This is a genomic window from Spirosoma validum (genome assembly GCF_014699035.1).
Taxonomy (GTDB): Bacteria; Bacteroidota; Bacteroidia; order Cytophagales; family Spirosomataceae; genus Spirosoma; species Spirosoma validum.
In genome coordinates, this window is the sequence record NZ_JACXAA010000006.1 from 1 (window position 1) to 19,543 (window position 19,543).

The window sequence follows — 19,543 nt, forward strand, 5'->3', positions numbered from 1 at the left end:
CCGGCAGGTAGTGCAGCCACCAGTGGTGGTATAAGTTCGGTTTCTAGAATACCGGGTAGTATGGAGTTGTGGTGGATTGGTGCTAACGGATCAGTCCAAGCCGCCTATTGGTATGATGGTAATCCGTGGAAACGATATGAATTGGCACCGGCAGGTAGTGCAGCCACCAGTGGTGGTATAAGTTCGGTTTCTAGAATACCGGGTAGTATGGAGTTGTGGTGGATTGGTGCCAATGGGTCAATACAGGACGCCTACTGGTATGATGGTAATCCGTGGAAACGATACGAATTAGCCTCAGCAGGTAGCGCGGCCACCAGTGGTGATATAAGTGCAGTCTCTAGAATACCGGGTAGTATGGAGTTGTGGTGGATTGGCCCTAATGGTCAAATTCGGGATGCCTATTGGTATAGTTAAATCATCAGTACAAGGTATTTAAACTGTGATATAATGGTGAGATAATAATTTTTTCATAGTTAAAATATCTTGTATTAATACTGAATAATTTGTAATAATGGGTAACTATTTTGGTTGATAACAAAAAACCAGCCTGACAGAATCGGGCTGGTTTTTGCTTTATATACTTGTATTGTAAAGTGCAAAGATACTGATTTAGTCCTACCAGCTAGATGATAAAAAAACGGGTCGGGGGAACCACCCACCCGACCCAATGAACCGGGGGAACCACCCGCCCGGCTCTGACCAAACCAAGTAGCCAGTTAAGGCCGCTCGATTGAAGGGTAAAAATACAAACCTCATCATTCAGACTGTCAACTGACGAATAAATACTTTGCCTTATTGCGTCAACCGTCAACCATTCCGTCAACCAATCAAAAAAATATGCACAACTAATTGATTATCAACACTATTTATGCTCCCTTCGGGAGCACTAATCCTGCCGCTACCTAGCAGCAGGCTTTTTTATTTTCGATGATAAGCATCTCAAAAATTGTTGCTACATCAAATTATCAAGAAATCACTATATTGCACGTAGTGCATACAAAAAACGCCGGTCTCAATATAAGTCCGGCGTTTTGGCACTCTTTTCTTAACTTAAACGCTGTTAGGCGTCATACGAATGACGCATTTATTTCATTCGATGTTGCATGCTTAAGCCGTGCTTTTGTACGAGCGGTCAAATAAGCAAGCAAACGGTCAAGTTAGAAACGCCGGAGCCTATGGTTTCGGCGTTTCTGTATATGCTAAAAAGGCTTAACTTTGGCAGTAAACACAATAGAACAATTTCTGTAGTTTTGTTGTACGTATCAATGATTCCAATTCGTTCTTTTGGCATATTTACCGAACAGAAGGGATTGCCGATTAACTTTCCGTTGGCACAATTTTTTATGGGTCGATATTCTATCTGGCCTATTCAATAAATACGGCAACCTGTTTTTGCCCTAAACCTTGTATGCTCCTCATGAATACGCAATCGACTATAAATGCATATCCCTGGCGCCGATTTTATCCCAAAGAGGTCCCGGAAGAAATTAACCCCGATGCTTATCCATCTTTAGCCGCTCTCCTGGAGGAAGGTTGTCAAAAGTTTAGTGATCGCCCGGCTTATGCCTGCATGGGAAAACAGATCACTTTCAGCGAACTGGATAAGCTCTCACAACAGTTTGCTTCGTTTTTACAAAATGAATTGAAGCTTCATAAAGGCGACCGACTCGCCATTCAGATGCCCAATACGTTGCAGTATCCGGTAGCCATGTTTGGTGCACTACGGGCGGGGCTAGTAGTTGTTAACACTAATCCGCTTTATACGCCCCGTGAGATGCAGCACCAGTTCAAGGATTCGGGGGCGAAGGCTATTGTCATTCTGGCCAACTTTGCGAGTCATCTGGAAAAAATCATTGACCGAACAGATATTCAGCACGTGATTGTTACCCAATTAGGCGATCTGTTGGGTTTTCCCAAAAAGCAAATCGTTAATGCGGTTGTCAAATACGTTAAGAAGTTAGTGCCTGATTATAACCTACCCGATGCCATTTCATTCAATGATGCGTTAAGTCGGGGTAGTAGTCAGCCGTTTCGGTCTGTTTCGATCAACAATACGGATTTGGCTTTTGTGCAGTATACGGGTGGCACAACCGGCATTTCGAAAGGAGCGATGCTAACCCATCGGAACATTATCTCCAATGTGGAAGCGCAACATGTCTGGCTGCGACCTGCGCATATTCCGGCTGGAGAAGGCGTTTTTGTTGCCGCCCTGCCACTCTACCATGTCTATGCCTTGACGACAAACGCGCTAGCAGCCTTGAAGGGGGGGTTTATGAATCTACTGATTACCAACCCGCGGGATCTTAACGCGTTTATTGATGACCTGAAAAAATATACGATAACAGGATTTACCGGCGTCAATACGTTGTATAACGGTCTACTGAATCATCCCCGCATCGGTGAAGTAGATTTTAGCCATTTGAAAGTCACTTCAGCAGGTGGCATGGCCTTACAAACGTCTGTTGCAGAACGCTGGGCGAAGCTAACCGGAAATACACCCTGCGAAGGATACGGCTTAACCGAAACCTCACCTGTGCTCAGCTCAAATCCTGTAGACGGTACCGTACGGGTCGGAACCATTGGTCTTCCCTGGCCGAGCACGGAGATGAAAATTATTCGGGACGACGGTACCGACGCCCCCATTGGCGAGGCAGGCGAAATTGTGGCGCGTGGGCCACAGGTATTTAAGGGGTATTACAACCGACCCGAAGAAACAGCCAAGGCGATGCTGGGCGACTGGTTCAAAACTGGCGATGTCGGCGTAATGAATGAAGAGGGTTTCTTCAAAATCGTTGATCGGAAAAAAGACATGATTCTGGTCTCAGGATTCAATGTATATCCGAATGAAATCGAGGAAGTCGTATCGCAGTGCCCAGGTGTATCCGAAGTGGCTTGTATCGGCGTACCCGACGAAAAATCGACCGAAGTGGTTAAGATTTTTGTGGTCAAAAGAGATCCGGGTCTTACGGTAGAAACCATCAAAGCTTTTTGTCGTGAAAACTTGACTCCTTACAAGGTTCCCCGAATTATTGAATTCCGTGATGAATTACCCAAGTCGAATGTTGGGAAAATTTTGCGCCGTCCGTTGCGCGACGAGGAAATGGCGAAATTGAAAAAGTAGCGGATATTTAGTCTCAAAATACTTGCTATCAATCCCGCGCTAAAGGTTAACAGCCTGAGCAATTACCTCAGCACCTTCAGCGCGGGATTGATACGTAGTTACGCTACCACAACGATTGGTGCCGTTGGTTTTGCGTCGATATCCATCAGTTCCTGCTGAAACCCTCTCACTTGTTTGATAAACCGACTGGCTTTCCGTCGGGAAACTTCGATCCGATCACCGTTGACAAGACTTACGCTCATCTGCTGCCGATCTGGATTAACGCTCTCTAAATACAGAAGATTTATAATACTTTTTTTATGAGGCCGGACAAAGACTCTCGGTGACAGACGACTCTCCATTTTTTTCAGAGTCAGCGAGACCATCAGCTGGCTCCCGTCAGAAAAGTGAAAAACCGTATAGTTCCCTTCCCCTTCCAGCCGAACAATGAGACGCATCGGCATTTTTTTCCGACATCCCCAGAAAGGAAGAGTTAAATCTGACATGGCAAATTGGTCAGCAATTTGCTCAAGATGTACATTGGTAAGCGGCCTAGCGAATAAAGGTGCTTTCATGCTAATTCAAGAAATAAAGGTGTGAATAAACGAAACGCCAAAACGCTTATTTTTTACAAAGCTCACGTTTAGGTTTCTCTAATGGCAAGTTTACACAAATTTCATAATCAAGCCATTAGCTTTCATAAAAAAATATTACATGAAATCTATATACTTTGTTCATATACAAAAAAAGGAGCGTTCAAATCCGACAAACAGCGGCCTGATTTTATCCGATACGTGTAGCTTACGAACTTATTATCTTGCTTTAACCTTGATTATCACAAAGAACAAGTTTCATTAATCAGCATGGCAACCTTGCTTGATTTGGTCGGGAATACTCCATTAGTTGAACTGAACCGACTAAATCCCAATCCTAACGTTACGTTATACGGTAAACTCGAAGGTAATAATCCGGGAGGCAGTGTAAAAGACCGAGCCGCCGTCAGTATGATTCAGGGCGCGATTGCCCGGAACGAATTACAACCAGGCATGACGCTCATCGAAGCTACCAGTGGTAACACCGGTATTGCACTGGCCATGATTGCCCGGCTCTACGACATTCCCATCGAGTTGGTAATGCCCCAAAACTCTACGCGTGAGCGCGTCCTGACGATGGAAGCTTTCGGCGCAAAAGTGATTCTAACCGAAACCATCGAAAGCGCCCGCGATTATGCGGATGAGCAAGTTCAGAAAGGGGGTTATCTAATGCTCAATCAATTCGCCAACCCTGACAATTATCTGTCGCATTACCGGACTACTGGACCCGAAATTTGGCGAGATACGTCGGAAAGTATTACGCACTTTGTTTCGTCGATGGGTACAACGGGCACCATCATGGGTACTTCCCGGTATCTGAAAGAGCAGAACCCCGACATACAGATCATAGGCTGCCAGCCTACAGATGGTTCGTCGATTCCGGGAATTCGAAAGTGGCCGGTAGAATATTTACCAAAAATCTTCGATCCTCAACGCGTTGACCGGGTCATGGAAGTTTCGGCTGATGAAGCAACAGTCATGACACGCAAACTGGCGAATATCGAAGGGGTTTTCGCCGGTATGAGCAGTGGTGGATCCGTTCATGCTGCCGTTCAGTTAGCGAAAGAACTGGAGTCAGGCGTCATCGTTTGCATCATTTGCGATCGCGGAGATCGGTATCTGTCCTCAGATTTATTTGGCTGATTACCGAATTGTCGGATCAGTTTAGCTGGCTTATAGAATCTTTTTCCAGCGCACGCCCATTCCAAGGATTGGTGCTACGTTATCTTTGTGCTTATGTATAAGCGAATTATTCTGCCCATTCTGTTCCGTTTCGATGCTGAGACGATTCACCATACGGTTACCTCTTTGCTAAAATTTGCCTTATCGATTCCTGGCCTATCAGCTCTTTGCCGGAAGCTGTACGTATTGGAAGACCCGCGATTAACTCGTACCGTATTTGGATTAACGTTCCCGAATCCAGTGGGTATGGCTGCCGGGTTTGATAAAAATGCCGAGCTGGTTAGTGAGTTGAGTGATTTAGGATTTGGTTTCGTTGAAATTGGTACGGTAACGCCAAGGCCGCAGTCCGGTAACCCCCGCCCCCGTTTGTTCCGTTTAAAAGCAGATTTAGGGTTGATTAACCGAATGGGCTTTAACAACAAAGGAGCAGGTCCGGCAGCCGGACGACTTCGGTCTTTTGCTCAGAATCGCAGTAACCGGCCAGTAATCGTTGGCGGCAATATTGGTAAAAACAAAGATACGCCGAACGAAAACGCGCTTAGTGATTACCTGACCAGCTTTCGCGAGTTGTTCGATACGGTTGATTATTTCGTTGTCAATGTCAGTTCGCCCAATACGCCCGGCCTACGCGATTTGCAGGAGCGTGAGCCCTTAACAAAGCTTCTAACGGCTCTCCAGCAGGAAAATCGCCAGCGCCCTGTACCGAAACCCATTGTCCTTAAAATTGCCCCTGACTTGACAGATGGTCAATTAGACGACATTATTGCCATTGTAGCTGATACAAGCATTTCAGGAGTAATTGCCACCAACACAACCATCAGTCGCGATCAATTGACAACGGACCAGGCTCTGGTCAATCAACTAGGTGCGGGCGGTGTCAGCGGCTTTCCACTGCGAAATCGGTCGACTGAAGTGATTCGCTATTTGCACCAAAAATCGGGGGGCTCATTCCCAATTATTGGAGTAGGTGGCATTTTTTCGGCAGAAGATGCTCAAGAGAAATTGAATGCCGGAGCCAGCTTGATCCAGGTGTATACCAGCTTTATTTATGAAGGCCCGGGTCTAGCCAAAAAAATTAATCGTGGCCTGCTGAAATCCATCTAAAACCGTATAATCAGAAAAGCCTGCGATTGGTGACTTTAGTTTACATTTGTGAAATGTAAAATCAAATCCTCGTGGTTTTTCGTTAAAAAAGAAGCAAATTTACTTGCCGCTAAGCACCACCACTAACGCATGGCACAGCCGACGACATCTCCACGCCAAAATACTATCCGACGCCCTGTCGAACGTAACGAACCCCGCCCTCGCATAACCACTGGCCCTTCTGGCAGCAAACCCCGACAACCTTCCTTTAACTGGGGCTCTGCACTTGACCGTTGGCTCACCGATCAGCGTTCAACCCTGACACTAGGCGTTCTGCTTATGGGTCTGGGCCTCGGATTACTGGTGGCGTTTGTCTCTTATCTGTTAAATGGTCCAGCCGATCAGAGCGTTGTAGGAGCTGCTTTTACTGAACCCCTGGCAGAATCAGCTACAGAGACTCGGAACTGGGTTGGTCTAGTCGGAGCATACGTAGCGCATGTTTTTGTTTTCCGCTGGTTTGGCGTAGGAGCATTAGCTATACCGATTATTGTTTTTCTGGCAGGCTTCAAGCTTACTTTCGGCCATGAGATTTTACCGTTGGGTCGAACAACGGCAGCCCTGCTTTTTATGGCGGTCTGGTCTAGCCTCATGCTGGGCTACGTTGTACTCGTTTCAAAATCGGCCGAGACAGCGAGTGTCTGGTGTGGCGGTGTTGGCTATGAGATGAACGTAGCGCTCTATGGCTTATTCGGTTGGGGAAATCTGGCCTTTATATGCTTTTTGCTGTTCTTTTTCCTGGTCTATTTCATCGACGTGCGGAATCTTAAAATGCCTGATTTCTCCCGTCCCAGCCTGCCAAAATCCCGGACACGTAACGAAAATGCATTACAGACCTACGAAGAGAGCGAGCTTGAGTTAGAGCAGGATGAAGAAGATGAGCCAGATCTATCGAATAAACCCGAAGCTGAACACGCTCAGAACAACCACGAAATAGAGCCGATCAGTAATCTGGCTGATGATCATGTCTCCACTGCTCCTGAGAAAACCGCTTCGCCTGATGTAATTGCGCAAACAACGGGGGTTACGTTGACGATTAAAAATCGGGAGGCAGTAGCTGATGATTTACCCGAAGAAGAGCTTAGCGCAACACCTGCCCCCACATTTGAACCTGACCCCTTCGAAGATGATGACCTGGTAGCCGTTCATGGTTTATACGACCCAACCCTTGATCTGCCGCAGTATCAGTATCCAACCAACGAGTTACTGACCGATTATCAGAACAGCCGGAAAGCGAATGTTTCTGACGACGAGCTAACGGCGAATAAAGAACGTATCGAAAATACGTTACGTAACTTCGGCATTGAAATTGACTCCATCCAGGCATCTATTGGTCCTACTGTTACGTTGTACGAGATCGTACCGGCTAAAGGAGTGCGAATTTCCAAAATCAAGAGTCTGGAAGATGATATTGCCCTGAGTTTGTCAGCGCTGGGCATACGGATCATTGCTCCTATGCCCGGTATGGGAACCATTGGTATCGAGGTACCTAACAAAAACCGCGAAATGGTTTCGATGCGCTCGGTCATCACAAGCGACGTCTTTAACAACAGCAAGTTCGATTTACCCGTTGTACTGGGCAAAACTATATCGAACGAAATATACGTAGCAGACCTGGCCAAAATGCCTCACTTGCTCATGGCGGGTGCTACAGGTCAGGGGAAATCGGTCGGGTTGAACGTATTACTTACATCACTGATCTATAAAAAACACCCGTCGCAACTCAAACTGGTACTGGTTGATCCCAAGAAGGTTGAACTTACTCTGTTTAATAAGCTGGAACGGCATTTCCTGGCCAAACTACCCGATTCGGAGGAACCTATTATTACCGATACGAAGAAGGTTGTGAATACCCTGAATTCGCTGTGTATTGAGATGGACAATCGCTACAACCTGCTTAAAGATGGAGGCTGTCGGAACCTGAAAGAATACAACGCGAAATTTGTAAAACGTCGGCTTAACCCAGAAAAAGGACACCGCTTTCTGCCGTATATCGTCCTGATCATCGATGAATTAGCCGATCTGATGATGACTGCCGGAAAAGAAGTTGAACAACCTATCGCTCGTCTTGCCCAGTTAGCGCGGGCTATTGGTATTCACCTCGTTGTTGCTACGCAGCGACCTTCCGTGAACGTCATTACGGGACTTATTAAGGCTAACTTCCCGGCGCGATTATCCTTTAAAGTGACTTCAAAAATCGATTCCCGGACTATTTTAGATACCGGCGGAGCTGAACAACTGGTTGGTCAGGGTGATATGCTGCTGTCGTCTAATTCTGATATCATCCGTCTCCAGTGTCCTTTTGTTGACACAAATGAAATTGAAGAGATTTGCGAGTTCGTGGGCAACCAGCGTGGTTACGATGATGCTTACGTTCTCCCTGAGTTTGTTGGCGATGATGGCGGACAGAATGACGATAAAGATGTAGACCTTGCCAACCGCGATCCTATGTTCGATGAAGCGGCCCGGCTTATTGTTATTCATCAACAGGGTAGTACGTCGTTGATTCAGCGAAAGCTTAAACTAGGCTATAACCGCGCTGGTCGTTTGGTCGATCAGTTGGAAGCAGCAAAAATTGTCGGCCCGTTTGAAGGTAGTAAAGCCCGCGACGTATTGGTACTGGATTTACAAACGCTGGAAGAGATGCTTAAGCGGCTAAAAGGCGAATAAATACGCCTATTCTGATGGCTATCTGAAAACCACGGCGACGGGTTATCGACTTAGTTTCGTTAAACTTTTCTATTAATTTCTGGTCTCTACTACCAGACGATTCGCTGAAGTGACTCACACTCCCGCATTTACGAGTAACACCTATAAAAATGAAGAAAATAGCATGGATGCTAAGCGTAGCGTTTATCATGACGCTACCTGCTTTCGCTCAGAAAGACAAACGAGCACAAACCATTTTAGATGCGATGAGCAAAAAATATAAATCGCTCAAATCATATCAGGCCGCTTTTACCTACGCCAGTGCAGGCGGTGGTACGAAAGAATCCTACAAAGGCGACTTAACCGTTAAAAACGAAAAATTTAGACTACAATTGGGTGGACAGGAAGTTTTTACAGACGGTAAAACGATGTCTACCTACATTAAAGAATCGAACGAAGTTAACGTACAGGATTACGAAGGAGCAGGCACCAGCGAGCTTAACCCGACACAGATTTACACCATTTATAAACGCGGTTTCGATTATCGTTTTTTGAAAGAACAAAAGCAGGGCGGTCGGACAGTTGAAGTCATTGAACTGACGCCTAATCGCCCGAAGAGTCCCATTGCAACCATCCAGATTTCGGTGGATAAAGCAGACAAATCTGTTCGCAACTGGTTGATCGTGAACAAGGATGGAAAGCGGACGTCATATACGATTACCAAATTCACACCGGATGTAAACGTACCGGATGCCCTTTTTGTCTTCGATAAAGCGAAGTACCCCGGCGTTGAAGTCGTGGATTTACGATAAACAAATCGTCAGTACGTAGCGATTCAACAACGATTGCTACGTACTGACGACTTAGGACTGTTATACTTTTTCGCCAAACGCCAGATCGCCCGAGTCACCCAGCCCTGGAACAATATAATAATGCTCGTTGAGGTGATCATCAATAGCACCCAGCCAAAGATGGCACTGCGGTAATTGTTGCTGCACGTGACGAACCCCTTCAGGACTGGCAATAATCGAAGCAATGTGTGTTTGTGCTGGAATGCCGTACCGTAACAGCGCGTGATAAACTTTTTCCAGCGAACGACCTGTAGCCAGCATCGGATCACAGAGAATAAGCACCTTACCACTCAAATCAGGGCTTACGATGTAATCCATAGCAATCTCAAATTCATCATCTCCGCCTGGTGAAGGTCCTCGGTAAGCGCCTGCAAATGCGTTTTCGGCGTGGTCGAAATAATTGGCGAACCCCTGATGAAATGGCAATCCCGCCCGAAGAATAGTGGCCAGAACAGGCTGTTGCCGAAGTACCTGCGTGTTCGCAATACCCAGTGGCGTTTGAATGGCTACGTTCTGGTACGATAGTTTTTTTGAAATTTCGTAGGCCATCAATTCACCCAGCCTTTCCAGATTTCGCCGAAACCGTAGCCGATCCTGTTGAACGGATACGTTACGAAGTTCGGCCATAAATTGATTAGCTAATGAGGATTGTTGTGCGAAAACAAACATAAAGAGTGGGGTTCGTTCGCTCTAAATTAGCCGCAAGGTTAGCGTATATCCAAACCAATCTTTTAATTTAAGCGATTCATTTGCTCCACTAAGTCTAAAAAATAGACACAACGGGTCGACAGTCAGTTATTTACATGCGCAGCAACGTTTACGTTTTCTGTTTTCTAGTTCTTTCGTTAACTGTTCAGGCACAGAGTCCTTTCGTACCACTTAACGCAGATTACTATCATCTCATCGATCGGCTGGAAATCCGCCAGAATCGTTGGGCCGACGGTTTTCATAGTACTGTAAAGCCTTATAATCGCCAAAGTATTATTCAGTTAACGGACAGTTTGTTATCGCATCCCGGTAGAAACTTCTCTGATTCCGATTATTTTAATTTCGATTATTTACGTAATGACAGTTGGGAATGGGTAGATCCTAATGATTCCACTCAGGTAGACCCGTTTACGAAGCATCTGCGGACACCATTTGCACCGGGCGATAGTCGAGAACCTATCCTGAAACATTTCTATCATAAAAAGGCTGACTTATATAGCTTACAGACGCCTGATATTGACCTCCACATTAATCCAGCGCTTTATGTTGGTCTTGGCATTGAGAACACTTCTGGAGATGCTTTAGCCAGCAACCAACGGCTCATGTTCGTAAACACACGGGGTCTGGAGATACGGGGTTCAATCGGTCGTAAGCTAGGATTCTATACGTTTTTCTCCGATACGCAGGCTTCTTATCCCGAATACATTCGTCAGTATGGCCGAATCTATTCAGGTGATTCCACAAATTCTGCTCCGGGCGAGGGCTTTATTAAACCATTTGGTTCCAACGGGGCAGTTGATTACTTATCCGCACGGGGCTACATAACGCTGAATACGCTTAAGGTCATCAATATACAGTTTGGCCACGATCGAAATTTTTTCGGCAATGGCTTTCGTTCGCTCTTACTCTCAGATAATGCCCCGGCTTCTCTCTTTCTGAAGTTAACGACACGTCTGGGCAAACGGATTCAGTATACGAACCTGTTTTCTTCGCTGCAAAACAAGCAACAACCTTTGCCAGCAGGCGATCATCTGATTCCGCAGAAGTTCACGGCTATTCACCATCTGAGTGTCAACATAAATGACCACATGAACCTCGGTGTTTTCGAAGCCGAAGTCTTTAGCCGCGATCGCCTGGATATTAGCTATCTGAATCCAATTATCCTGTATCGCTACGTTGAGTCGAGTCAGGGAAGCGCCGACAACGCTCTGATTGGTCTTGATTTTAAAGCCAATTTTCTATCGCAGTTTCTGGTCTATACCCAGATCATGATTGATGAATTTCGCCTTAAAGCGCTACGAGAGGGTAAGGGCGACTGGACCAATAAATTTGCCATACAACTTGGAGCAAAATATATCGACGCATTTAACGTACCGAATCTTGATTTACAGACCGAATTCAACCTGGCACGTCCGTTTACCTACTCCCACGAGCGCTCAGCAACCGTAAACTCTGGCCAGACGAACTATGCCAATTACAATCAACCACTGGCACATCCGTTGGGGGCTAATTTTCTGGAAGGAATCGGCATTGTTCGCTATCAGCAAAAGCGGCTGACGGGCAACGGTATTTTTGGTATTATGATGTACGGGGCCGATCCTGCAAACGACCTTAATTACGGAGGTAATATCTTGAAGGACTACAACGGCCGCGTTCGTAATGAGGGCAACTTTATTGGGCAAGGTCGCAAAACGATCATTACGTATCTGGATCTGCGGGCATCCTACATGCTTCGGCACAATATATTCCTGGAAGGACGTTATATGTATCGTTTTCAGGATAGCCAGTATCGGCCCGATAGTTATACTGATCAGACAGCCAGCTTTGGTTTACGATGGAATATGCCTTATCGCAACTGGGTATTCTGAATATGGTAAAAGTCGTAAGGCATCAGTAAGTTTGCACCATTGTATTTTCCTTCGACTTCACGAATTCACGATTTATCACTTTCCATGCTTGATCTTATTCGTCAGGAACTGACTGAAGCTCAGTCCGTTTTAGATACATTTCTTAATAATCCTGATCACCTTTCTGCCATAGAACAAGCAGCCATAGTAATGGCGGATGCGCTTAAAAATGGTCATAAAATTATCTCCTGCGGTAATGGCGGCTCTCACTGCGATGCGATGCACTTCGCCGAAGAGCTTTCTGGCCGTTACCGTGGCGACCGCCGTTCTTTAGCCGCTATTGCGATTTCGGATGTCAGTCATCTTTCCTGCGTCAGTAATGATTATGGCTACGATTACGTTTTTTCCCGCTTTGTTGAAGGTTTAGGTAATGCTGGTGACGTACTGCTGGGATTAAGCACAAGTGGCAATTCAGCGAACGTAATCCGTGCTGTCGAAGCGGCTCGACAAAAAGGCATGAAAGTGGTTTTACTGACGGGCAAAGATGGTGGCAAACTAGCTGGTCAGGCCGATGTTGAAATTCGGGTACCGCATTTCGGTTATGCCGATCGTATTCAGGAAATTCACATTAAAGTCATTCACCTATTTATCATGCTCATTGAAAAGCAAGTCATCTGAATCAGGCGTGTGCAGCTTAACAGATAGAACTGTTTCAAATACGATAACTTCCCAATAATGTGTTGTTCCTGCTGACGATCGATGGCTCTGGCAGACCCAGCAAAGGTTCCTTTGTTGTAGACAATGTACAGAAACGAAAAGGGTTGAAACTCCCACGCCAGCCGGATATTCCAGACATTTTTATCCGTATACGTATTACGCTGGAAGAAACTGATCAGTTGTAGTCGCGGATTAACCGCCATCCGACTTTCGATACTGTATAACCCAATATTTCCCGAGTACTGACCTACGCTTCTGAAACTGTTTATCTCGCCACTCATTGTAAACGCCATGTGCGGAATGGGAGCCAGTACCAGAGAACCCCGGCCGTACTGGGCTTTTTCGCAGGCCCAAAAATTACGGCCTTACCAGTTGCCATTTGCTCATTAAGTGTTTGCTGGTCGACAGCCTCTTCGCGCGTCGTATCAGGCTGTACGACGTCGGATTGCGCGGTATTTGGCACAGTTGAATTGGTCTGTGCGAACGAGAAAAACGGGAGAAAGATTAGAAGTAAATAACAGCGACTGACAACGGATGACATACTGGTGGGAAGATCAATGCCCAAAAGTAAGCCGGCCTAAAGGAAATTTCGTTTTTCACTGAACGGTCCGTAAAGCCCCTTCACTGGCAAGAATGCCGTGATGAACCGTAACTTAATAGTCTCCCCCGGCGCCACCACCACCAAAACTACCACCACCAAATCCGCCAAAACCACCGCCACTGCTGCCTCCTCCGCTCCAGCCACCACCCGAATTACCCCAGCCCGAATACGTTGACGTCGGAAAAAAGACAGGACCACCCCAACCACCACCCCGGTTACGATTATTGCCGCCCCCGCGGTTTCGACGTGCGATGATGAAAATGATAATCAGAAAAATGATTAATCCAATAAAAATGGCTCCCGACCCTTCGTCATCACCACTGTTGTCTTTAGGGTCAGCTTTATATTCACCACTAGCCCGGCGGATAATTTCGGTTGTAGCTTCGTCTAATCCCCGATAATACTGCTCCTGTTTAAAAGCAGGTACGATTGTATTGGTAATGATCCGCTTGGCAATTGCATCAGGAATAGCTCCCTCTAAACCATACCCTGGGGCAATAAAGATTTTTCGTGTCTGCGTAGCCCAGGCCAGCACCAGACCGTTGTTTTTTCCCTGCTGTCCAACACCCCATTTTCGTCCTACCTGAAACGCAAAATCACCGATAGGATACGGTTCCGTCGTTTTAACGATAACAACCGTAATTTGCGTTGATGTAGAGTCATTGTAAGCTCGCAGCTTCTGTTCCAGTTGAGAACGCTCTGAACCACTTAAAATACCTGCGAAATCGTTAACCAGACGAGGTGGATTGGGCTTATCGGGAATAGCTGTGCTGGCCGTCGTCCCGTCGTCGGTAGCGGTATCCTGTGCCTGTAAACCGACTGGTGCAATAAGCAACAGGAAGATCAGGCAGATACGTACTGTTCGGGTAATAGAGGAAACAAGAAAGGAAACGTTCACGGTAGTATTAGTCAAACGAAATATCGTCGGCGAGTTCGTTGGTATCGTCGCTAGCGTATGGGAAATAGTGTTTTAACTGCTCCCCAGCTCGCTCGATGCCCCGGCTTAACCCTATAGCATATTCACCAGCGGCAAAATGATTTCGGAGTAAATCTTTCGTCGTTTTCCAAAAATCAGCAGGCACTTTAGCATCAATTCCTTTATCTCCTACTACAGCGAATTTTCGATCAGCGTGAGCCAGGTAAAACAGGACTCCATTTTGCTCCTTCGTCTGATGCATACCTAGTCGGGCAAACACCTCAATCGCCCGCTCAATAGGGTCACCAGTGGGGCACTGTGGCTCAACATGAACCCGAATTTCACCTGACGTAGCTTTCTCCGCTTGCCGAATGGCTTCGATGATACGTTGTTGCTCGTCGGACGTAAAAATGTTGGTTTGCATAGGGCATAGGGCATAGGGCATAGGGTAGGGAATAAAGTTTTCACTCTACGCCCTTACCCCTTTGCCCAACGCTATTTAAAACTGCACCGTTGGAGCGCTTTGTGCGGCCTGAGAAGCCTCAAAGAAGCCTTTAACCGGGAAGCCAAAAATACCAGCGAAAATATTGTTCGGGAACGAACGTACAGACTGATTGTACGTTTTTACAGCTCCGTTAAAATCATTTCGGGATACAGCAATGCGGTTTTCCGTACCTTCCAACTGCGCCTGCAACTCAGAGAAATTCTGGTTTGCTTTCAGGTTCGGATAACTCTCTGCAACCGCTAACAGTCTTGATAGCGAACCACTTAACTGATCCTGAGCGGCCTGAAATTTTTGAATATTTTCAGGAGTTAGTTGATCGGCATTCAGTTTAATTCCGGTTGCATTGGCACGCGCCTGAATAACAGCGGTTAAGGTGCTCTTCTCAAAATTGGCAGCTCCCTGTACGGTCCGGACCAGGTTTGGAATTAAATCAGCCCGACGTTGGTACTGCGTTTGAACCTGAGCCCATTTCTCCTGTACGTTCGTGTCGCTCTGAACCAGACCGTTGTAGGAACTACAACCGTACATACCCAGAATCAGGGCAATCACCACCACAATAATTAAAGACTTTGACATGGTTTGTAAGAATGCAAAAGGTTAGAACTGCTTTCAAAGTTGTCCAAAACTACTAATTTGTTTACGTAAAACTACGTCAACGGTACTTTTGCCCTTTTTGTTTGGCATTTGTATTGATGACTGGCATACGCTAATTTCAACGCTGTCGGTAGTCGACGTAACCTAAGCAACGTAATGAATCTTGATTTAACCGGAAAAACAGCGCTTGTGTGCGGTAGTACGCAGGGAATTGGTCGTGCTTCGGCCATTGAGCTTGCCTTATTGGGCGCCGACGTAGTACTAATGGCGCGCAATGAGCAAGCGCTCAAAACTACCTTGAATGAGCTGGATACAGCGAAAGCCCAACAGCATCGCTACGTAGTGGCTGACTTCAGCCAGCCTGATGCCGTTGCCAAAGCTATAGCTGAACACTTGGCCCAATTCCCGGATGTACAAATTCTCATCAACAACACGGGTGGTCCCGCCGGTGGTCCGTTGATTGAAGCAAAATCAGAAGAGTTTGTGCAGACGTTTCATAATCATCTGCTAAACAATCAGGCTCTGGTACAGGCTGTTTTTCCGGCGATGAAACGTGCCGGTTATGGACGTATCGTTAATATTATTTCAACATCGATCAAGCAACCGATCGTTGGATTAGGCGTGTCGAATACCATTCGGGGTGCGGTAGCCCAGTGGGCAAAAACGCTATCGCTGGAGATAGCGCATTTCGGCATAACAGTCAACAATGTGTTGCCAGGCTATACAAGAACAGCCCGATTAGATAGTGTAGTGAGTATGCGGGCAAAAACGACGGGTAAAACAGAGGAAGAAGTAGCCGCCCAGATGGAACGTGAAATTCCAACCAAACGATTTGTTACTGCCGAAGAAGTTGCTGCTGCGGTAGCTTTTCTATGCACACCCGCTGCGGCTTCAATCAATGGCATAAATGTACCAGTGGACGGCGGAAAGACAGGGAGTCTATAAAAGCTTTCAGTCAGTAACTACCAACGTGAGTAAAAGGCGGCTACTGATCTTCTATGCCTTACGATTCTTAGACTAAGCTGTTCTTGAAGGCGTATGCCACCATGCCCGCCGTATTCTTGGTACCCGTTTTTTCGAGAATACGTAATCGGTGTCCTTCAACAGTGCGAGGACTTAGAAAGATTTTCTCGCTGATTTCGTTGGTCGACAAGCCCTCACAAATTAGCGATAACACTTCTTTTTCACGTTCAGACAAAAGGATTTTGCTGTTATAAAGCGTGCTGACGGGTTTAACGCTCGTTTTATTGGTCATTTTGCGCAGCATTGCCTTCGAGACAAACTCGTTCAGGTAAACGCCTTCGTCCATTACTTTTCGAACGGCTTTTTCCACCTCGCCCGCATCAGCATCTTTCAGAAGATAGCCGCTTACGCCCTTTTCGAGCAGATGCAAAACCATGCGATCCTCGTCGTGCATGGTCAGTACCACGATTTTCACGAGTGGGAAATGTTCGCGCATGTAGTCGGCGGTAGCCGTACCATCCATGACCGGCATCTGTAAATCAAGCAAAACGACATCGGGTGTTTTGCGGGAAACTTTATCAATCAATTCCTGCCCGTTGCTCGCTTCCAGAATCAACTCAAAATCCTGAACCTGACCGAGAATCGTAGACATTCCGACACGAAACAGTGTATGGTCGTCACAGAGAGCCAATTTGATCTTTCGCATAGAGAGGTGGAGTTAAAGGTCATGCCGTATTAGTCGCGAACAACGGTAATTTAGCAAACAAATTAACTCAATAAATCAACAGGCTGTGCATCATGCAGATGCACCTGTACATGAATCTGTGAACCACGTCCGGGAGCTACATCGAAAGTTACGTAGCCATTCACTACGTTCAGTCGGCTTTCAATAGTTCGCAGGCCCAACCCGCCTTGCCGATTCTCCATGATCGCATCGAAATCAAACCCGATTCCATCATCGACTACCGACAAGCGAATCTCGTTATCAAAGCTAACCAGTTGAATCGTAATATGTCGAGCGCGGGCATGCCGAATTGCGTTGTTAACTAATTCCTGCGTAATCCGATACAGCATTAACTCCAAATTCGGAGAAAATTGAGTAGATGATTCTGGATAAATCAACTGCATCTCCAGGTCCCCATCGTTAGCACGATCGACCAGTTCTTCAAGCGCAGCCAGTAGTCCAAACCGTTCGAGCGTGGTCGGTACCAGATTTCGGCTAATACGCCGAACGTTAGTCATGGTTTCATCGATCATGGATCGCGTTTTCTGAAACTCGAAACCTACTTGCATTTCACCACCCAGCTTTTGTTCCAACTGGTTCAGGCTCATTTTAGTAATCGATAGCATCGTACCAATGCCATCGTGCATATCTTCAGCAAGTCGTTTGCGTTCCTCTTCCTGACCTTTGAACGTAGCGGCCATGAGTTCGCGCCGATGTTGCGCCTGTAACTCTTTAAGCGCTAGCTGCTGTTTTGCCTGTTTTTGCTGATAATACGCTACGAAGATGATGATAAAAATAGCCATCATCAACAACACAGCCGTACCAACAGCAATTGCAAAACTAGAATCGATTGACATTAGAGTTATTTACAATTCAATGCGAATAAAGTAAAATTGGCAAATCATGTACTGAATGTCAATGATTTGACTATATGATTGAGCGAATGGTAACAAAAGAATAAAAGCATAGGCATTAAAGATACAATTCTCCCCTTATTTATGAGAAACTCTAGATATTCGGAAAATAATTTAAGAGATAAAAATCTGTACCAATTTTTCTCTACTAACTTAAAATCATTTGTCACTTCTTTAGATACAGCCTTATAAATCGGCTAATGACCTATTTACATAGTTAAGATTCTGCACAATTTTTATTCAATATCTTAATAGCTACTAAGACTTCTGTTCCCCATAAACTATTATAATTCAGTAGCAAAATTTGACCTGTTATTGGATTCGCTAAACTTTATACCGACAGTTGATAATATACAGCATATAATGAATATAATTTCCTGGAAATTCCAGTAGAAATCAAAGGTTTCATAGGCTTTAGAAGCATTAAAATTGAACAGTTCTTTGCCAAACAGGAAAATAAAAAATGTGCCAGCCGCATAGATCAGTAAACCTGCACTAAACCAAAATAAATCGTGCCTGAGAATATTTCGAACTAAAGATTCATTCAGAACATGATTTAAATAAACTAAAATAATGATAATAATAAATAAACGAGCTATAGTAAGATTTCCAGCTGATATTGCTTGACTGGAATAGAAAAAAAAGTTCAACAATAAACAACCAAGAGTAAACCCTATTATTTTCTTCGACTGTCTTGGCATACTAAACGCATAAATAACGGCGACAATTGCTATCTCCGGGAATGATAATAAGTTATAAAGATATAGATTACTCTCTCGCTGTAGACTATGTATCCATGCTATACTATCTTTCAAAAAATAAGCTAAAAAAAATAACACTACCCATTTCATCGATACTGTCAGATGATTAAAACGAAACAGACCGATTGTTATGGGTAGTAAAGCAAATAATTGTGAAATAAAATCTAATGGATAACGAATAATTAAGTCAATAAACGTTTCCCACATAGTGGCCTTTGCCATTGATACGTAAATTATTCTGTAGAATTATTATCAACAGTTTAATAGAGCTGGTGTTTCTTAGATATGATATTAGATAACATCCCTCCAGCCTAATTCGTATCTGTTTCACCACAATGAGGAGGACACACGGGTCCATCGGCTAAGGCCATCATTCCCCCAGTTCTGACGGGCATATCTTTCATACCAGCATTATCAGAATAGATTGGCAGATTATTACCTTTTGCATCTACAGCGGTCAGCAGAACACGGGGCTTAAGTTGGCCTTCCCCTTCACTAGTAGGATTGCCTTTTTTATCTTCCCAACGTTTGGCGTGATGAACACGAAGGCCAACACAGCCGGGCTGATTCAATAAATTTTGCACTTGGTCGATACCAAAAAATTCCGAGCGGACGTACTCCGTTGGCCTTAAGCCAACGTTCAATTTGCGTTCTCGGTAAGCTCCCGTCATGGCCTGGGTTTCTTTTGGATCAAGAATACGTCCTGCATCTTTTGTGAAAACACTCATAAATGGAAAGGGTTGAAATTTTGACTATTATAAGGCTACTAGAGGATGGA

General features: G+C 45.4%; 20 protein-coding genes. 9 read left to right on the forward strand and 11 right to left on the reverse strand.

The window, feature by feature from the left end; all coding sequences use genetic code 11:
- The coding region (locus tag IC230_RS16530; RefSeq protein WP_223860692.1) for a hypothetical protein at positions 1-414 on the forward strand (414 nt) is incomplete at its 5' end.
- Between the two features lie 1,003 nt (positions 415-1,417).
- Positions 1,418-3,121: an AMP-binding protein gene (locus IC230_RS16535; RefSeq protein ID WP_191040161.1), complete on the forward strand. Its 1,704-nt coding sequence runs from the start codon at positions 1,418-1,420 to the stop codon at positions 3,119-3,121.
- A 98-nt stretch (positions 3,122-3,219) separates the two neighbouring features.
- Here IC230_RS16535 and IC230_RS16540 read toward each other — a convergent pair whose 3' ends face one another.
- A complete protein-coding gene (locus IC230_RS16540; RefSeq protein WP_191040162.1) occupies positions 3,220-3,675 on the reverse strand; it encodes a LytR/AlgR family response regulator transcription factor in 456 nt (151 codons plus the stop codon).
- Positions 3,676-3,963: 288 nt separating this feature from the next.
- On the opposite strand from IC230_RS16540, the gene cysM reads away from it, so the two are divergent.
- From cysM to IC230_RS16560, 4 genes are all read left to right on the forward strand, one after another.
- Complete coding sequence (cysM, locus tag IC230_RS16545; RefSeq protein WP_191040163.1) at positions 3,964-4,836, forward strand: cysteine synthase CysM; 873 nt, start codon at positions 3,964-3,966, stop codon at positions 4,834-4,836.
- 93 nt (positions 4,837-4,929) lie between these two features.
- Entirely contained in the window at positions 4,930-5,979 is a 1,050-nt protein-coding gene (locus IC230_RS16550; RefSeq protein WP_191040164.1) for a quinone-dependent dihydroorotate dehydrogenase, read from the forward strand.
- 129 nt (positions 5,980-6,108) lie between these two features.
- Positions 6,109-8,685 (forward strand): FtsK/SpoIIIE family DNA translocase, encoded by a 2,577-nt coding sequence (locus IC230_RS16555; RefSeq protein WP_191040165.1) that lies wholly within the window; start codon positions 6,109-6,111, stop codon positions 8,683-8,685.
- Between the two features lie 149 nt (positions 8,686-8,834).
- Positions 8,835-9,476, forward strand: a complete 642-nt coding sequence (locus tag IC230_RS16560) for a LolA family protein (protein ID WP_191040166.1) — start codon at positions 8,835-8,837, stop codon at positions 9,474-9,476.
- Between the two features lie 60 nt (positions 9,477-9,536).
- Here the strand turns inward: IC230_RS16560 and upp are convergent, their stop codons facing one another.
- The gene (gene upp / locus IC230_RS16565; protein WP_191040167.1) at positions 9,537-10,184 is read right to left on the reverse strand and encodes a uracil phosphoribosyltransferase; all 648 of its coding nucleotides are present in this window, start codon (positions 10,182-10,184) and stop codon (positions 9,537-9,539) included.
- Between the two features lie 134 nt (positions 10,185-10,318).
- Between upp and IC230_RS16570 the strand changes: the two genes are divergently transcribed.
- Together IC230_RS16570 and lpcA are read left to right on the forward strand one after the other, a co-directional pair.
- Positions 10,319-12,091: a hypothetical protein gene (locus IC230_RS16570; RefSeq protein ID WP_191040168.1), complete on the forward strand. Its 1,773-nt coding sequence runs from the start codon at positions 10,319-10,321 to the stop codon at positions 12,089-12,091.
- A gap of 84 nt (positions 12,092-12,175) precedes the next feature.
- Entirely contained in the window at positions 12,176-12,748 is a 573-nt protein-coding gene (lpcA, locus tag IC230_RS16575) for a D-sedoheptulose 7-phosphate isomerase (protein WP_191040169.1), read from the forward strand.
- Here the strand turns inward: lpcA and IC230_RS16580 are convergent.
- The 5 genes from IC230_RS16580 to IC230_RS16600 all read right to left on the reverse strand — a co-directional run bounded on the left by IC230_RS16580 (position 12,709) and on the right by IC230_RS16600 (position 15,385).
- On the reverse strand, positions 12,709-13,080 hold the full coding sequence (locus IC230_RS16580; protein WP_223860693.1) for a hypothetical protein: 372 nt from the start codon (positions 13,078-13,080) through the stop codon (positions 12,709-12,711). The two genes, lpcA and IC230_RS16580, sit on opposite strands and share 40 nt — an antisense overlap.
- Positions 13,065-13,250 (reverse strand): hypothetical protein, encoded by a 186-nt coding sequence (locus IC230_RS16585; RefSeq protein ID WP_191040170.1) that lies wholly within the window; start codon positions 13,248-13,250, stop codon positions 13,065-13,067. The genes IC230_RS16580 and IC230_RS16585 overlap by 16 nt, the downstream gene beginning before the upstream one ends.
- A 190-nt stretch (positions 13,251-13,440) precedes the next feature.
- Complete coding sequence (locus tag IC230_RS16590; protein ID WP_191040171.1) at positions 13,441-14,286, reverse strand: TPM domain-containing protein; 846 nt, start codon at positions 14,284-14,286, stop codon at positions 13,441-13,443.
- A gap of 7 nt (positions 14,287-14,293) precedes the next feature.
- Complete coding sequence (locus IC230_RS16595; RefSeq protein WP_191040172.1) at positions 14,294-14,728, reverse strand: TPM domain-containing protein; 435 nt, start codon at positions 14,726-14,728, stop codon at positions 14,294-14,296.
- Between the two features lie 75 nt (positions 14,729-14,803).
- Positions 14,804-15,385, reverse strand: a complete 582-nt coding sequence (locus tag IC230_RS16600) for a LemA family protein (protein ID WP_191040173.1) — start codon at positions 15,383-15,385, stop codon at positions 14,804-14,806.
- Between the two features lie 174 nt (positions 15,386-15,559).
- On the opposite strand from IC230_RS16600, the gene IC230_RS16605 reads away from it, so the two are divergent.
- Positions 15,560-16,348: an SDR family oxidoreductase gene (locus tag IC230_RS16605; RefSeq protein ID WP_191040174.1), complete on the forward strand. Its 789-nt coding sequence runs from the start codon at positions 15,560-15,562 to the stop codon at positions 16,346-16,348.
- 67 nt (positions 16,349-16,415) lie between these two features.
- Here IC230_RS16605 and IC230_RS16610 read toward each other — a convergent pair whose 3' ends face one another.
- From IC230_RS16610 to IC230_RS16625, 4 genes are all read right to left on the reverse strand, one after another.
- Entirely contained in the window at positions 16,416-17,072 is a 657-nt protein-coding gene (locus tag IC230_RS16610; protein WP_191040175.1) for a response regulator transcription factor, read from the reverse strand.
- 62 nt (positions 17,073-17,134) lie between these two features.
- Positions 17,135-17,947, reverse strand: coding sequence for a sensor histidine kinase (locus IC230_RS16615; RefSeq protein WP_191040176.1), 813 nt, complete (start codon positions 17,945-17,947; stop codon positions 17,135-17,137).
- A gap of 341 nt (positions 17,948-18,288) precedes the next feature.
- Positions 18,289-18,987 carry a hypothetical protein gene (locus tag IC230_RS16620; protein WP_191040177.1) on the reverse strand — a complete coding sequence of 233 codons (699 nt, stop codon included), beginning with the start codon at positions 18,985-18,987 and terminating at the stop codon, positions 18,289-18,291.
- Between the two features lie 89 nt (positions 18,988-19,076).
- Positions 19,077-19,493, reverse strand: a complete 417-nt coding sequence (locus IC230_RS16625; protein WP_191040178.1) for a hypothetical protein — start codon at positions 19,491-19,493, stop codon at positions 19,077-19,079.
- Positions 19,494-19,543 lie beyond the last annotated feature (50 nt).

What these genes read in the sequence shown, in the direction of transcription:
- IC230_RS16535 (WP_191040161.1), top strand. Translation starts at nt 1,418, where the DNA reads ATGAATACGCAATCGACTATAAATGCATATCCCTGGCGCCGATTTTAT.
- IC230_RS16540 (WP_191040162.1), bottom strand. Translation starts at nt 3,675, where the DNA reads ATGAAAGCACCTTTATTCGCTAGGCCGCTTACCAATGTACATCTTGAG.
- cysM (WP_191040163.1), top strand. Translation starts at nt 3,964, where the DNA reads ATGGCAACCTTGCTTGATTTGGTCGGGAATACTCCATTAGTTGAACTG.
- IC230_RS16550 (WP_191040164.1), top strand. Translation starts at nt 4,930, where the DNA reads ATGTATAAGCGAATTATTCTGCCCATTCTGTTCCGTTTCGATGCTGAG.
- IC230_RS16555 (WP_191040165.1), top strand. Translation starts at nt 6,109, where the DNA reads ATGGCACAGCCGACGACATCTCCACGCCAAAATACTATCCGACGCCCT.
- IC230_RS16560 (WP_191040166.1), top strand. Translation starts at nt 8,835, where the DNA reads ATGAAGAAAATAGCATGGATGCTAAGCGTAGCGTTTATCATGACGCTA.
- upp (WP_191040167.1), bottom strand. Translation starts at nt 10,184, where the DNA reads ATGTTTGTTTTCGCACAACAATCCTCATTAGCTAATCAATTTATGGCC.
- IC230_RS16570 (WP_191040168.1), top strand. Translation starts at nt 10,319, where the DNA reads ATGCGCAGCAACGTTTACGTTTTCTGTTTTCTAGTTCTTTCGTTAACT.
- lpcA (WP_191040169.1), top strand. Translation starts at nt 12,176, where the DNA reads ATGCTTGATCTTATTCGTCAGGAACTGACTGAAGCTCAGTCCGTTTTA.
- IC230_RS16580 (WP_223860693.1), bottom strand. Translation starts at nt 13,080, where the DNA reads ATGGCGTTTACAATGAGTGGCGAGATAAACAGTTTCAGAAGCGTAGGT.
- IC230_RS16595 (WP_191040172.1), bottom strand. Translation starts at nt 14,728, where the DNA reads ATGCAAACCAACATTTTTACGTCCGACGAGCAACAACGTATCATCGAA.
- IC230_RS16600 (WP_191040173.1), bottom strand. Translation starts at nt 15,385, where the DNA reads ATGTCAAAGTCTTTAATTATTGTGGTGGTGATTGCCCTGATTCTGGGT.
- IC230_RS16605 (WP_191040174.1), top strand. Translation starts at nt 15,560, where the DNA reads ATGAATCTTGATTTAACCGGAAAAACAGCGCTTGTGTGCGGTAGTACG.
- IC230_RS16610 (WP_191040175.1), bottom strand. Translation starts at nt 17,072, where the DNA reads ATGCGAAAGATCAAATTGGCTCTCTGTGACGACCATACACTGTTTCGT.
- IC230_RS16615 (WP_191040176.1), bottom strand. Translation starts at nt 17,947, where the DNA reads ATGTCAATCGATTCTAGTTTTGCAATTGCTGTTGGTACGGCTGTGTTG.
- IC230_RS16620 (WP_191040177.1), bottom strand. Translation starts at nt 18,987, where the DNA reads ATGGCAAAGGCCACTATGTGGGAAACGTTTATTGACTTAATTATTCGT.
- IC230_RS16625 (WP_191040178.1), bottom strand. Translation starts at nt 19,493, where the DNA reads ATGAGTGTTTTCACAAAAGATGCAGGACGTATTCTTGATCCAAAAGAA.